The sequence below is a fragment of the Streptomyces bathyalis genome, assembly GCF_015910445.1.
Lineage (GTDB): Bacteria > Actinomycetota > Actinomycetes > Streptomycetales > Streptomycetaceae > Streptomyces > Streptomyces bathyalis.
The window spans coordinates 1-13,112 of sequence record NZ_CP048882.1; the positions used below are offsets into that span (position 1 = coordinate 1).

Consider the following 13,112-nt stretch of genomic DNA (forward strand, 5'->3'; position numbering starts at 1 on the left):
CACACGTCCAGGCCCCGGACGGGCGGCGCTATCTGTACTACGGCTCGTACTACGGCGGGATCGAGGTGACGGAGCTGTCCGGCGACGGCACCCGTACCAAGGGCCGCCCCACGAAGGTCGCGACGGACAATCGCTTCGAGGGCGCCTACGTCATCCGGCGGGGCGGCTGGTGGTATCTGTTCGCGTCGTCCGGTGACTGCTGCGCCGGTCCGACGACCGGTTATTCGGTCTTCGTCGGCCGTTCCCGGTCGGTGCGGGGTCCCTTCACGGACCGGGAAGGCGCGCCGCTGACCGCTTCACGGACGGGCGGGACGATCGCGCTCACGCCCAACGGCAACCGGTGGGTGGGCACCGGGCACAACGCCGTGGTGAAGGACTTCGCCGGGCAGGACTGGATGGCCTACCACGCCATCGACCGCGCCGAGCCGTATCTCGACGAACCTTTCGGCGTCAATCGCCGTCCGATGCTCATCGACCGCCTCGACTGGAGCGGCGGCTGGCCCGCCGTGCGGGGAGGCAAGGGGGCTTCGGAGGGCAGGCAGCTCGCGCCCGTCGCTTCGCCAAGGGCAGCTGCGGGCAAGGGTGTTCAGCGTTCCGACGGCGGACAGGGCGCCGGCTCAGTGGTCCCGCGGCCGGGCCGTGTGGACCCCTCCCGCAGCGACGAGTTCGACGGCGGGCAGCCCGGCCCCGGATGGGAGTGGGTGCGCGAGCCCGCGGGTCGGGTGACCGGCGGCCGCTACGTGTGGCCGACGCAGGACGCCGAGCTGCACAAGGACGAGAACACCGCGTCGCTGATGCTGCGGGAGGTGCCACGCGGCGACTTCACCGTGGAGACGAAGCTGACCATCGACCTGGGCGAGCAGACCGTCCGGAACTATCAGCAGGCCGGGCTGGTCGCCTACGCCGGCGACGACAGGTATCTGCGCCTGGCGCACGCCGCCATCTGGAACACCCGGCAGACCGAGTACGGCAAGGAGGAGCCCTACGCCGATGACATCGCGTACGGCTCCACGTCCGTCGGCCCGCCGGCGCGCACCACCTGGCTGCGCCTGAAGCACACCACCGCTTCCGGCAGCGGCGAGCACCGCGTCCAGGCCTTCACCAGCCGTGACGGGGAGAAGTGGATCGCGGGCGGCACGTGGACGGTTCCCGCCGGAGAGCGGCTGCGCTTCGGGCTGGCCTCGATGGGCGGGAAGGGAGCAACGGCACAGTTCGACTACTTCCGCCTCTACAAGCGCTGAGCGCCACGGCCGCCCCGCCGGTACACGGACACGGACACGGCCAGGGCCAGGCCGTCCCCTCGGACGGTCCGGCGCGCCCGCCGCCGTACAGCGCTCCCGTCCGTGCATGACACGGCCGCAGCACGGCTACCCCGGAAGGCAAGAACCACGAACCCGAAAGGACCACGAACCCGAAGGGAAAGCGCTGATGATCTCGGAGACGGTCTCGGTGGCGGTGCCCGGCAGTGTGGAACTCCCGGGCGACATGGAGGTACCCCCCTCCCCGCGCGGTGTCGTGCTGTTCGTCCACGGAAGCGGCAGTTCCCGCCACAGCCCCCGCAACCGCGCGGTCGCCGAGGACCTGCGGCGGCAAGGCTGGGCGACCTTGCTGACCGATCTCCTCAGCGAGGAGGAGGAGCGCACCGACGCGGTGACCGGCCAGTACCGCTTCGACATCGCCCTCCTCGCCGAGCGGACCGTGGCAAGCGTCGACTGGCTCAGCAAGTACCCGGTCACCGAGGCACTCCCAGTACACCTCTTCGGAGCGAGCACCGGCGCAGCGGCGGCACTGGTCGCCGCCGCAGCACGATCCGGCCCCATCGTCTCGGTCGTCTCACGCGGCGGACGACCCGACCTGGCCGGAGACACGCTGGAACGCGTCAACGTGCCCGTACTCATGCTGGTCGGCGGACACGACGAACAAGTACTACAACTGAACCAGGACGCCGCACAACACCTCCACCCCGAACACCGGATCCACATCATCCCCGGCGCCACCCACCTCTTCGAAGAGCCAGGCGCACTGAAACAGGTCGCAGCCGCAGCCCACGAATGGTTCCTCCACGCCGCAGAAACCCAACTCAACCGCAACAACCAGCGATAACCCGCGCGGGCGCGGGCGTCAGGACACGGCGGCTTCGGCTCCTGCCTCGTGGGGCTCCGTTCCGCGCCGGGCGCGCAGCGCACGCACCTTGTGCCGGTTGCCGCACCGCTCCATGACGCACCACCGGCGCCGCCCGGGGCGAGATGTGTCGACGAAGACGAGTGAGCAGTCGGGGGCACCGCACTCGCGGACCCGCGCGGCGAGGGGGCCCGTGAAGAGTCCGACGGCGTCGCGGGCGACGGATGAGAGCACCTGGAAGGCGTCGGCGGGAAGGTGGCTGCCGTGCTGCCCGTCCGCGGCGATCTGCGGGACGAGCGGCGGCAGCTGAGCCGCCTGGTTCACCTCGTCGACGTCCCGGGGGTTCGGGGGCCGGCCGTGCGCCACTGCGCGCGCGAAGCGGGACAGCGCATCGCGCAGCCACCTGGCGGCGCGGAACTCGCTGCCGCTGATGTGCACGTCGCCTGGGGCGAGGCGGAGCCGGGAGGCGGTGCACCATGTGGCCAGGTCGTCCGGCGTGTGCAGCGTCTCGCTGCGGGAGAGGACGCCCGGACCACCGGTGGTGAGGAACTCGAGGCACAGCGCCCCGGCGTCGAAGACGAAACGTGTGCCCTCCGGTGAGCGGAGGACGAGCCCGTTGGGCGTCTCAGTCATGTAACCACTATAAGTGGTTTCACGGATCACGATCCTTGCCCGCCGGCGAAGCGTCCCCGCCGGATCTGGAGGATCGGACGGCTCTCGGGTGAAATTCGCCGTCGGCTGCGGCGACCCGCTGCAGCTCCCCCGCGTCTGTTCAGCCGCCCTGGGATACGAGGTCGAGGAGCCAAGGCGCTGCACCAGTCGAGGAGCCGGGAAGGACCCCTCACGATGGCGGCCCCGAGGGCAACGAGTTCGACGTGCAGTAGTGGGGCGCTTCCCGGGGCGTTCGCGCGGAGCCCCGGTACTATGCCGTGGTCACGCTCCGAAGTCGAGGAGAGCTGAGGGCAGTTGCCGCGCCGGGCCACCATCTACGACGTCGCCTCCGAGGCGGGCGTGAGCATCTCGACGGTGTCGCTGGCGCTCAACACGCCCGCCCGGGTCAGTGACCGTACGCGGCAGCGCGTCCTCCAGGCCGCCGACAGCCTCGGCTACACGCCCAAGCCGGACGCGGTGGCCAAGGCCCGCAAGGGAGTCGGCCGGATCGGGGTGATCGCCCCTTACACCTCGTATCCCTCGGTGGCACGGCGCCTGCGGGGTGTTCTTCACGCGGTGGGTGACCGACCGCTGGAAGTCGTCATCTTCGACCACCCCTCGGCGGCCCGCTCCCCCTCACCCCTGCTCGCCGGGCTGCCCCTGACGGGGCGGCTGGACGGGCTCATCGTCGTGAGCCTCCCCATGGAGGACAGCACGGCCGAACGACTCACCGGGCTGGGGCTGCCGGTCGTGCTGGTGGACGTGAGCCGTCCCGGCTTCGACTCCGTCCACACGGACGATGCCGAGGGCGGCCGTCTCGTGGCGGAGCACCTGGTCGAGCGTGGGTATGGCAGCTTCGGGTTCCTCGGCGAGTCCCAGGAGTCCGAAGCGTACGTCTCTCCCGGACAGCTGCGTCTGGCGGGGTTCCGGGCCGCTCTGGACGAGGCCGGACACCAACTCCCGTCAGAGGGCGTCCACTTCACGGAACACGGACTGGAGCAGGCGACGGCCGCGGCGGAGGAACTGCTGTCCGGTCCGCAGCGGCCCGCCGCACTGTTCGCCGGCGACGACACCCTCGCCGCCGGGGCGCTGCGTGCGGCGCACACGCTCGGTCTCGACGTGCCGGGAGACCTGGCAGTGGCGGGCTTCGACGACACCGAGCTGGCGCAGGCCCTGGACCTGACGACGGTTCGGCAGCCGCTGGAGGACTCCGGTCGCGCCGCGGCGGAGCTCCTCATGCAACGCATGGGCGGAGCGCCCTCGGCGGTACGGGAAATCACGCTGCGTCTGGAGCTCGTCGGGCGCGGCTCCACCTGAGGGACCGTAGCGATCATCGCCGCCTTCCTGTCCGTGATTATCGAAGTGCTTCGACAAATGCTGTTGACAGGTGGCGTGCCGGAGGTGAGGCTGCCCCCGTACGCGCAGGGCGAGGCGAAGGAGAGGCGGCATCCATGGGCAGCGCCTACGTGGTGACAGGAGGAGGGCGCGGCATCGGCCGGGCGGTGGTGGAGCGCCTGCTCGCCGACGGCCACAGCGTCGTGGCGGTCGAACTGGATGCGGAGTCCGTGCGCTGGACCGAGGACCATCCCGCCCGTTCACGCTTCACGTTCGTGGAAGGGAGCGCCTCCGACGAAGCCGTGACCGAACATGCCGCGGACGTCGCGCAGTCGGCGGGCACCCTTCGCGGCTGGGTCAACAACGCGGCCCTCTTCCGCGACGCCTCGCTCGACACTTCCCCGACGCGGACGGTCCTGGAGCTGATATCGGCCGTCATGGACCCCGCGGTCACCGGGTGCGCCAGCGCAGTACGCCGGTTCCTCGCGGAAGGCACGCAGGGGTCCGTCGTCAACATCACCTCGCACCAGGCACGCCGTCCCGTTCCCGGCTGCACCCCGTACGCGACGGCGAAGGCCGCCATCGAAGGACTCACCCGGGCGCTGGCCGTGGAGTACGGGCCGCACGGGATCCGCGTCAACGCCGTCGCGCCGGGATCGATCGGCACGGAACGCTACGCAGCGCTTCTCGCCGCCCAGCAACCGGACGTCGGGGCACGGGTCGAGGCGGAGATGCGCGAACTGCATCCGCTGGGGCGGACCGGGCTCCCGGAGGAGGTCGCGTCGGCGGTCGCGCATCTGCTCTCACCCGAGGCCGCCTACATCACGGGCGTCACGCTTCCTGTCGACGGCGGACGCACGGTCCTGGGCCGGGACCCGGATCTCCTCCAGAGCGCCGGGGCATGACGGACGCAGTGGCCCGGCGCCGGATCACTGCGTGAAGCGGAGCACGTAGCGGCGCTGCCACGGTGTCTCCACTGCGCGAGGATCGTAGTGGCGGCGCACGAATGAGACCGCCTCCCCCGCCGGAACGCCATCGAGCACGGCCAGACAGGCCAGCGCCGTGCCCGTGCGTCCGCGCCCTCCACCGCACGCCACCTCGACGCGTTCGGCCTCCGCCCGTGACCAGGCCTCGCTCAGCAGAGCCAGGGCCTGCACACGACTCGTCGGCAGCCGGAAGTCCGGCCAGCGCAACCACCGGGAATCCCAGGCCACTTGGGGCGGCTGCTTGCCGAGCAGGAAGACGGAGAAGGCGGGCTCGGGGCCGGGCGGAAGCGGACGGCGAAGACCACGTCCACGCACGAGACGTCCCGAAGGAAGACGCAGCACGCCGGCACTGGCCGGCTCCCATGTCTCGCTCACCGGACAAGGCTAGCGCCGTGCTCCGCGGACTTGGCCCTCGCATGTAACGCCGGGAAGACTCTGCGGCGTTCCCCGCTAGTGGGAAGCCGTCGGTACGGCCCGCTGGGCGGAGACCGATTCTGTGCGCAGTTCGTGACTTCCGTCCGCGAGCGGCGCCTCGTAGAAGATGCGGTAGCCGCCCTGCGGATCGGCCAGGACCTCGAGGTACCGCACGGCTGCGGCGGGCCCGTCTCCGTCAGCCTCCAGAAGGGGGCTGCCACCGGACTCCGCCGGTGCGGCCAGGCCGGTGCGTTCGGACCAGTTCTCCTGCGCGGACGCCCGTCCGTCGTAGGTGGCGCGTCCGTCCGGCAGCACGCTGGTCAGCCGTGCGCCTCGCGCATCCCATGTGCCAGTAGTTCCCGTGAGCACCGTGCCGTGCCACTGCCATCGCAGCCCGTCGCGGCTGGTTGCGTACCCGGTGAACATCCGGTCCTCCTCGCCGGGCTCGTCCAGAGGGTGGCAGCACAGCCAGGCCTGCCACCCGTCGCCAGTTCTCCGGATGACGGGATCCTTCACGGCTGTCTCCCGGTCTCCCTCGAAGACAGGGCGTACGGGTGCGTCCGCGAGCCCCTCGGGACTGGCTGCCTCCATCACGCCGATCCACCAGTGCTTCGTGCCGGTAGTCGCGCAGCTCACGTACAGCCGCCAGATGCCGCTTTCGGTACGCACGAGCGCGGGGCGCTCGACCATCGCGGCACCCAGCCGGTCGCGAGTGAGCACGGCGAGCGTGGTGAAGGTGCTGCCGTCCACCGAGCGCGCGATGACGTTGTAGTCCTCCTCGGCCCGTACGCGGTAGGCGAGCAGGAGCGAGCCGTCGGTGTCCCAGTGCGCGCTGGGCGCGCCGGCCCAGCGCTGGGGGCCGCCTCCGGGTGCGGGGACGGCCACGGTCGCGGGGCCGTCCTGGAGGCCGGGCAGCGGGAAGGCCCCGACGGCAGAGTCCGTTTTGTAGCTGTTCGCAGGTGATTTCATACCGGGATCCTGCTGCCGCCCGGGAGGAAGAGACAGTGGCAGGACTGCCATGGCTCGGGCATTTCCTGCCATGATGAGCGGGTGCTTCGGAATGTCGTCGCCCTCGTCGGTGAGCAGGCCGCCGCCTTCGAGCTGGGGGTGGTCGCTCAGGTCTTCGGGCTGGACCGCTCGGACGACGGTCTCCCCGTGCACGAATTCGCGTTGTGCGGCGCCACGCCCGGGCCCGTCCCGACGACGTCGGGCTTCTGTCTCCAGGTCACGCACGCCCCGGAGCGGATCGCGCAGGCGGATCTCGTCACCGTTCCCGCATGGCCGCAGCTGGAGAGGAATCCGCCGGAACCTCTGCTTGAGGCGCTGCGCGAGGCGGTCGCCCGCGGGGCCCGCGTCCTGTCGGTGTGCACGGGCGCCTTCCTGCTCGCTTCTGCGGGAATCCTCGACGGCCGGAGGGCCGCCACGCACTGGCAGTTCGCCGGCCGTCTCGCCCGGCTCCATCCCCGCGTGCAGGTGGACAGCGCCGTGCTGTACGTGGAGGACGGGCCCGTGCTCACCAGCGCGGGAGCGGCGGCGGGGATAGACGCCTGCCTGCACCTGGTGCGCCGTGAGCACGGTGCGGCCACCGCCAACGCACTGGCGCGGCGCATGGTCGTGCCGGCCCATCGCGCGGGCGGGCAGGCGCAGTTCGTCGAGATGCCCCTGCCCGAGGCCCGCGCCGGGTACGGCATGACGGAGCTGGTCGACTGGATCCAGGCGCATCTGGACCGGCCGCTGACCGTGGAGGATCTGGCCGCGCACGTCGCCATGTCGCCGCGCACGCTGGCCCGGAGGTTCAAGGAGGCGACCGGCACGACCCCGCACCGGTGGATCCTCGACCAGCGTCTCCAGCTCGCCGAGGAGTTGCTGGAGAACACGTCGCTGCCGGTGGAGGCCGTGGCGGCCCGTTCCGGTTTCGGCAGCGCCGACACCTTGCGTCATCATTTCGCCGCCCGCCGCGGCGTCGCCCCCGCTGCGCACCGCCGGACGTTCCACGCCGGCACTCCGCCGGTGAGCGGCGAGCACAACCAGGCCCGACGAAAGGACCGGAGTATGGAGATCTGGATCAACCCCGCCTGTTCCAAGTGCCGTTCGGCGCTGTCACTGCTGGACGCGGAGGGCGCCGAGTACACGGTCCGCCGCTACCTGGAGGAGCCGCCGAGCGTGCGGGAGCTGGAAGACGTACTGCTGCGGCTGGGCCTGGAGCCCTGGGACATCACCCGCACCGGCGAACCCGCCGCGGGCGAGCTGGGCATGGAGTCCTGGCCTCGCGATGCGGACAACCGCACCCGGTGGATCGACGCGCTGGCGGCCCACCCCTCCCTGATCCAGCGGCCGATCATCACCGCTGACGACGGGAGTGCGGTGGTGGGCCGCTCACCGGAGTCGGTCAAGTCCGTACTGGGATGAGGTCTGCGCTCAACTGGCCGTTGCGCCACGTCCGTTGCCCCGCAGCAGCCCCGGCAGTGCCGTGAGGGTGTCCCTGCGGCCCCATGCGATGAGGGCGAGCGGCACGATCAGCAGCAGCGGCGTGGCGGCGTACTCGCCGTCGAAGACGGTCAGTTGCATGACGAACGCACCGATCATCAGGCCGATGAGTGAGAGCGCGGAGAGACCTGAGAGCCACGGCGTGGCCAGGGCGATCCCACCGGCCAGTTCCAGTACCCCGATCAAGTACATGAACCACATGCCGAAGCCGATCTCTTCGAAGCCCTCGACCGCGGAGGAATGGGCGATCAGCTTGGGAACGGCACTGGCGATGACGAAGAACAGGCCGAGTATCACCTGCAGCGCGAGCAGGGAGATGTGCTTGACGCGGTCGTGACGGGCCGCTCGGGCCGGGACGGGCGCCGGGCCCGAGGCGGATGCCGGGGATCCGGAGGGTGCTCCGGGTGACTGGTTCATGACGGTCTCCTCTCAGGGGCGCGTACGGGACGTACACACCCGGAGCAGACCCGGCTGCCGCACGTTTCTCATCGCGGCGACGGCAGCCTGTTCACACGCGCTCGCGTGCGGCGCGGAGCGTGCCCGAAAGCCTGGGAGGCGCAGCTCGGCCGGTGTCCGTTCTCGCCGGATCCCGGTCGTGCTGCGCCGTCGGCTCAGCGCCGGTCCACGCCTCCCGTCAGCCACGTGCCCAGCTTCTTCACCGTCGACCACCGGCCGACGACGACGAGGGCGAGCGGGATGAGGATCATGGCCGGGGTCTCGACGCCCTTGCCGTCGTAGAGCGTCAGGTGCGTGAGGCACGCGCCCGACATCACGAACATCAGGCCGAGCGCGGCGAGGCCAGAGAACCACGGGGTGATGAGACCGATGGCACCGAGCAGTTCCAGTGCCCCGGTCAGATACATGAACCAGAGGCCGAAGCCGATGTCCTCGAACGTGCCCTTGGCGCCGGAGTCGGCGGTCAGCGCCGGAATCGCCCCGACGGTGATCATGAAGTAGGCGAGGTAGAGCTGGATGGCCCACAGGGCGACTTCGAGGGCGATGCGGGCCGGACCCTTGGGACGGGAGGAACGGGCGGCCGGTGAACCTGCGTGGGAGGTCGGCGGAATGCCGCTCGCGTTCGCCATGATGGACTCCTTCTGCGGACGGTGCACAAGCGGTTGACCGGGGCAGCCCGGCAGCTGACCTTCTACCACCGGCACACCCGCGGCGGAACTCCCTCGCCACAGCGGAAGCGAGGGCTGCACCCGTGCGCGGAGCGCCGGGGCTTGTCATTTGCGTATCACGTGCCCGGTAAGCAGCGCAGACAGTTGTCCATCATGGTCAACATCCCGGCCTGCGGGGGCGTCCCTCGCGGCCGGGCCATCGGATCCTGCGTACTCTCCGTGACCGTTGAGGGCGGTCACCGTGACTCTTCACCACGGGCTCCCCGCCGTGTCTCACAGGCGGGGCGCGACCGGTCGGCTCAGTGTGCGGGGCTCGGCTGCCCGCCCTGCGTGGCCAGCGCCCAGTCCGCCTCGGTGCCCGCACTCCACAACTCGCCCGGGCCCGGCGGCGTCACGAGTCCATGCAGCAGCAACTCCCAGTGGGCGGCGAGGCGTTGGTGGACATCGACGGCCGAGTCGTCCGTCCCGTTCGTCTGCACCGAGTGCGCACCCGAGGCGAGGCAGAAGGCGAGTTCGGCGACGGCCTCCGTGGTGGCCTCGCAGCGCAGCGTGCCGTCCTTCCCCGCCTCACGTGCGACGTCGGTGAAGACCTGCTGCCAGCAGGCCAGCGGGTTGATCTCAGGGTCGGGAGGGGTGTCGAGTTCGCGCGCGAGCTTTACCGCGGCCCGCGCCAGGTGGTCGTGCTCGAGCTGATGCGCAACGAGGTGCGTCAGATCGATGAGGGTCTGCAGGGCCGGCTGTTCCTTCGCCCGCAGCAGCTCGGCGGCCTGGTTCGACCGCCTGCACGCCTCACGCCGCACGGTGTCTGCCAGTTCCTCCTTGCTCCCGAAGTGGAAGGAGAGAGCGCCCTTGCTCATCGCTGCGCCGCGGCTGACCTCGAACAGTGTCGTACGCTGATAGCCGAGCCGGTCGAACGACTTCGCGGCCGCCATCGTCAGTGCCTGACGGGTGAGTTCTGCTCGCTCTTGCCTCATCGGCTGTGTCCCTTCATGCGTTCCGGTCCGCGGGGAGACGGGCCGTCAGGAGCGGCGGCTGTGGGGGGAGATGAGAGCTGCCGTCCCCACAAACATACAAAGTGTTCTGTTTTTTTGCGCCAGAAGGGCTGACTCCGTTCGTTGACGGAGAGCGTCAAGGGGTGCGCTATGTGGCCAGTGGGACGGGTGGTACCGGAGGGGCCGCGCCGTCAGGGGCGGGCAGTACCGGCGAGATGGGTGCGGTACCAGGGGGCCGCTTCGGTGAGAGCTGCCAACGGCCCCGGCCCTGGGGGCGCATCGCACGCCTGCCACACATCAGTGGCGTAGTGGTGGTCGAAGGCGAGCAGTGTGAGCTGGCTCGTGCTGATGCGTCCCGGGTTCTCGTCCATGAGGGCGAGGCATTCGTCCCAGGCCAACTCCCCTGTGACGGGGGGCAGTACGTCCAGGCCAGCGAGCGTCTCCAGCAGGTCCCGGTTGCGCACGGGGACGGGGTGCACGGCGTGGTGGACGCCCCGGACCGGGCCGGAGGAGCCGCGGTGCCCGGCGAGTTGGAGCGCGGTCAGCGTCACGAGCCGCGCCAGATCATCCACGTCGATGAGCGACAGCTGTGCCTCCCCTGCCCGCCAGAACCCCGGTACGCGGCGGACGAGTTCGGCCAGCGCGGGGACGACCCAGCGGTCTCCCCGACCGGTGATCAGGCCGGCCCGCAACACCGCGGCACCCTGGCGCAGGGCGTGCTCCTCGCCCGCCAGACGGCTGCGGCTCGCCGCGGATCCGGGATCGGGTTCCAGCTCTCCGACGGCCGCGCCGCGGTGGGGCCCACGCCCGTACACGGCAGTGGTGGACAGCTGCACGATGCGCTCCACGCCGGCGCGCCGCGCCTCCTTCATCAGTGCTTCCGTGCCCAAGTCGTTGACCTCGGTGGCCAGTTGCTCGTCGAGGCCCACGTAGGAAGCGGCGTGGATCAGGACGCGCGCACCTGAACAACTGCCATCCAGGGACTCGGGACGGGCCAGATCGGCGTGGACCTGTTCCACCTCGGCGGGCAGCGGATGCTCCTGGCGCGTGAGGGCCCGTACGTCCACATCGTGCCGTGCCAGACGCCGCAGGACGGCCGAACCGATGAAGCCGCTCGCCCCCGTCAGTGCCACACGCACCGTCATCCGGCGGCCAGCAGCGGGGCTTCGGTGCTGACGATCATGTCCGCCGCGACCTGCGGTGGAGCGATGCCCAGGAGCATGTACTGCCACAGGTCCGCGATGCGGTCGGGCAGGTCTGCCCGCTTGCACGAGAGCTTGGAGAAATGCTGTACGCCGGTGTAGCAGCCGACCAGGAGCATCGCGAGGCGTTCCACGTCGACTCCGCTGCGCAGCTGCCCTCGTTCTGCGGCGGCGGCGAGCTGGCCTCGGAAGACCTCCGCCCACTCACGGTACGGGGAGTCGTCGTGGAAGCCGACTTCCTCCTGCTCCACCGCCAGCCGGACCCCCGCACGCAGGAGCTTGTTGGTCTGAAGTTCGTGCGCCAGAAGGAGGGTCGTGTCGATCAGGCGCTGGAGCCCGTCGGGTCCGGGAGGCAGGACGACGGAGTCGCGCTGCGCGAGCATGACGGTACGGGCAAGGTCCAGCTTCGAGGAGAAGTGGAAGTAGAGGGCACCCTGAGTGATGCCGGCCCGGTGCATGATCTCCGAGATTCTTGCCGCCTTGTAGCCTCCCTCGTCGAAAACTTCTGCCGCTGCTTCAAGGATCAACTGCCTTGTCTCGACAGCTCGTTGCTGCATCGGCTTGGATCTTGCTTGCACCATCTGACCTCGCCCCCAGAAGGTTCTATCGTTTTCAGGCACAGGTCACCGTCATCCTTGCACCGTCCCCCGGAGGACCGCATGGCTCACACCCCCGCTGTGCCCGATCTCCCGGAGAGCACAGCGTACTCGTGGCCGGTACCGCGGGAGTTCGTACACAAGACGGCTCACGCGGAAGTGCTCCTGACGGGCTGGCGTCGGTGCGGGGAGCGCGAGTTCGAGGTGGGTGCCCAGTGGCCGCGGGACCACGGCTTCTGGCGGACGGACGAGTACGGCGTACAGGATCCGATGCTGCTGGTCGAGACGACCCGGCAGGTTCTGCCGCTGATCGCGCATGCCGCCTACGGGGTGCCGTCGGGACACCAGCTGATATGGGATCACCACCACTGCGCCTTCTCCACGCCGTTCTTACCCGTGACCGGCTCCCCTGCCGAGGTCGTGCTGCACCTGTCGGCCTCGGAGGCCCCTGACCGCGGCATGCGGCCGCGGCGGATAGGGCTGAGCATGACCGTCCGGAGTGGCGACCGGACCCTGGGCAGCGCCTCCACCGTGTACACCGCGCACAGCCCGCAGGTCTACGGCAGACTCCGCGGGCCCAAAACACCCGCACCCCCGGACGCCATGGCCGCCGCTCTCACACCGCCGCCGGCTCTGACTCCCTCGCTGGTGGGCCGGGAGAGCGAGCGCGAGGTGGTGCTCGCTCCGTCCGCCGACAGGAGCATGGGGCGTCGGCAGCTGCGGGTCCTCACAACAAGCCCCTGGCTCTTCGACCACCCCGTCGACCACGCTCCCGGCATGCTGCTGATGGAGGCAGCACGGCAGTCGGTGCACCTGGCCACATCACCGCGCCGGCCGAGCCTGACCCGTATGGAGGCGGAGTTCCACCGCTACGTCGATCTCGACGCCGCCAGCTGGGTCGAGGTCTCATCGGGCCCGGACGGCTCCGGGCGCGGCGACCGGGTCGGTGGGGAGCGCACGCTGACGGTGAGCATCACGCAGCACGGCGAGAAGGCATTCACCGCGCTCGTCGGCTTCACCACCCAGGCCGGCGCCACCGCGACCGCCGCGTCGGCCCGGTAGGGTTGCCGACCCGGCCGCACACATCTCCCGGGGAGGTGGGACCGATCACCGCTGTGGAAGGCGGTGCTCCTCTCCTCTCCCCAGGGCCTGCCTTCCCGCTGGTCCAGGCCCTGCGGAGCCGGAGCCGGAAGCACCTCCGGAA

At 70.4% G+C, this 13,112-nt stretch carries 14 protein-coding genes; 6 read left to right on the forward strand and 8 right to left on the reverse strand.

What is annotated here, in order from left to right:
- On the forward strand, nt 1-1,241 hold a 1,241-nt coding region (locus G4Z16_RS00005; RefSeq protein WP_197348535.1), incomplete at its 5' end, for a family 43 glycosylhydrolase.
- A gap of 187 nt (nt 1,242-1,428) precedes the next feature.
- Nucleotides 1,429-2,103: a dienelactone hydrolase family protein gene (locus tag G4Z16_RS00010; RefSeq protein ID WP_197348536.1), complete on the forward strand. Its 675-nt coding sequence runs from the start codon at nt 1,429-1,431 to the stop codon at nt 2,101-2,103.
- 18 nt (nt 2,104-2,121) lie between these two features.
- Here the strand turns inward: G4Z16_RS00010 and G4Z16_RS00015 are convergent, their stop codons facing one another.
- Entirely contained in the window at nt 2,122-2,754 is a 633-nt protein-coding gene (locus G4Z16_RS00015) for a CGNR zinc finger domain-containing protein (protein ID WP_197348537.1), read from the reverse strand.
- A 333-nt stretch (nt 2,755-3,087) separates the two neighbouring features.
- Here G4Z16_RS00015 and G4Z16_RS00020 point away from each other — a divergent pair, with 333 nt between their 5' ends.
- Together G4Z16_RS00020 and G4Z16_RS00025 are read left to right on the forward strand one after the other, a co-directional pair.
- Nucleotides 3,088-4,089 carry a LacI family DNA-binding transcriptional regulator gene (locus tag G4Z16_RS00020; RefSeq protein WP_197348538.1) on the forward strand — a complete coding sequence of 334 codons (1,002 nt, stop codon included), beginning with the start codon at nt 3,088-3,090 and terminating at the stop codon, nt 4,087-4,089.
- A gap of 134 nt (nt 4,090-4,223) precedes the next feature.
- The gene (locus G4Z16_RS00025; RefSeq protein WP_197348539.1) at nt 4,224-5,012 is read left to right on the forward strand and encodes an SDR family NAD(P)-dependent oxidoreductase; all 789 of its coding nucleotides are present in this window, start codon (nt 4,224-4,226) and stop codon (nt 5,010-5,012) included.
- Nucleotides 5,013-5,036: 24 nt separating this feature from the next.
- On the opposite strand, the gene G4Z16_RS00030 is transcribed toward G4Z16_RS00025, so the two are convergent.
- Nucleotides 5,037-5,468 carry a protein-tyrosine phosphatase family protein gene (locus G4Z16_RS00030; RefSeq protein WP_197348540.1) on the reverse strand — a complete coding sequence of 144 codons (432 nt, stop codon included), beginning with the start codon at nt 5,466-5,468 and terminating at the stop codon, nt 5,037-5,039.
- A 75-nt stretch (nt 5,469-5,543) separates the two neighbouring features.
- A complete protein-coding gene (locus G4Z16_RS00035; RefSeq protein WP_197348541.1) occupies nt 5,544-6,476 on the reverse strand; it encodes a glycoside hydrolase family protein in 933 nt (310 codons plus the stop codon).
- Nucleotides 6,477-6,557: 81 nt separating this feature from the next.
- On the opposite strand from G4Z16_RS00035, the gene G4Z16_RS00040 reads away from it, so the two are divergent.
- Nucleotides 6,558-7,916 carry a helix-turn-helix domain-containing protein gene (locus G4Z16_RS00040; protein WP_197348542.1) on the forward strand — a complete coding sequence of 453 codons (1,359 nt, stop codon included), beginning with the start codon at nt 6,558-6,560 and terminating at the stop codon, nt 7,914-7,916.
- Nucleotides 7,917-7,925: 9 nt separating this feature from the next.
- Here G4Z16_RS00040 and G4Z16_RS00045 read toward each other — a convergent pair whose 3' ends face one another.
- The 5 genes from G4Z16_RS00045 to G4Z16_RS00065 all read right to left on the reverse strand — a co-directional run bounded on the left by G4Z16_RS00045 (nt 7,926) and on the right by G4Z16_RS00065 (nt 11,869).
- A complete protein-coding gene (locus G4Z16_RS00045; RefSeq protein ID WP_197348543.1) occupies nt 7,926-8,411 on the reverse strand; it encodes a DoxX family protein in 486 nt (161 codons plus the stop codon).
- Nucleotides 8,412-8,605: 194 nt separating this feature from the next.
- Complete coding sequence (locus G4Z16_RS00050; RefSeq protein ID WP_197348544.1) at nt 8,606-9,079, reverse strand: DoxX family protein; 474 nt, start codon at nt 9,077-9,079, stop codon at nt 8,606-8,608.
- A 338-nt stretch (nt 9,080-9,417) separates the two neighbouring features.
- Complete coding sequence (locus G4Z16_RS00055) at nt 9,418-10,092, reverse strand: ScbR family autoregulator-binding transcription factor (RefSeq protein WP_197348545.1); 675 nt, start codon at nt 10,090-10,092, stop codon at nt 9,418-9,420.
- Between the two features lie 209 nt (nt 10,093-10,301).
- Nucleotides 10,302-11,243, reverse strand: a complete 942-nt coding sequence (locus G4Z16_RS00060; protein ID WP_246530576.1) for an NAD-dependent epimerase/dehydratase family protein — start codon at nt 11,241-11,243, stop codon at nt 10,302-10,304.
- Between the two features lie 8 nt (nt 11,244-11,251).
- On the reverse strand, nt 11,252-11,869 hold the full coding sequence (locus G4Z16_RS00065) for a ScbR family autoregulator-binding transcription factor (protein ID WP_197348547.1): 618 nt from the start codon (nt 11,867-11,869) through the stop codon (nt 11,252-11,254).
- A gap of 102 nt (nt 11,870-11,971) precedes the next feature.
- Between G4Z16_RS00065 and G4Z16_RS00070 the strand changes: the two genes are divergently transcribed.
- Complete coding sequence (locus G4Z16_RS00070; protein ID WP_197348548.1) at nt 11,972-12,970, forward strand: ScbA/BarX family gamma-butyrolactone biosynthesis protein; 999 nt, start codon at nt 11,972-11,974, stop codon at nt 12,968-12,970.
- Nucleotides 12,971-13,112 lie beyond the last annotated feature (142 nt).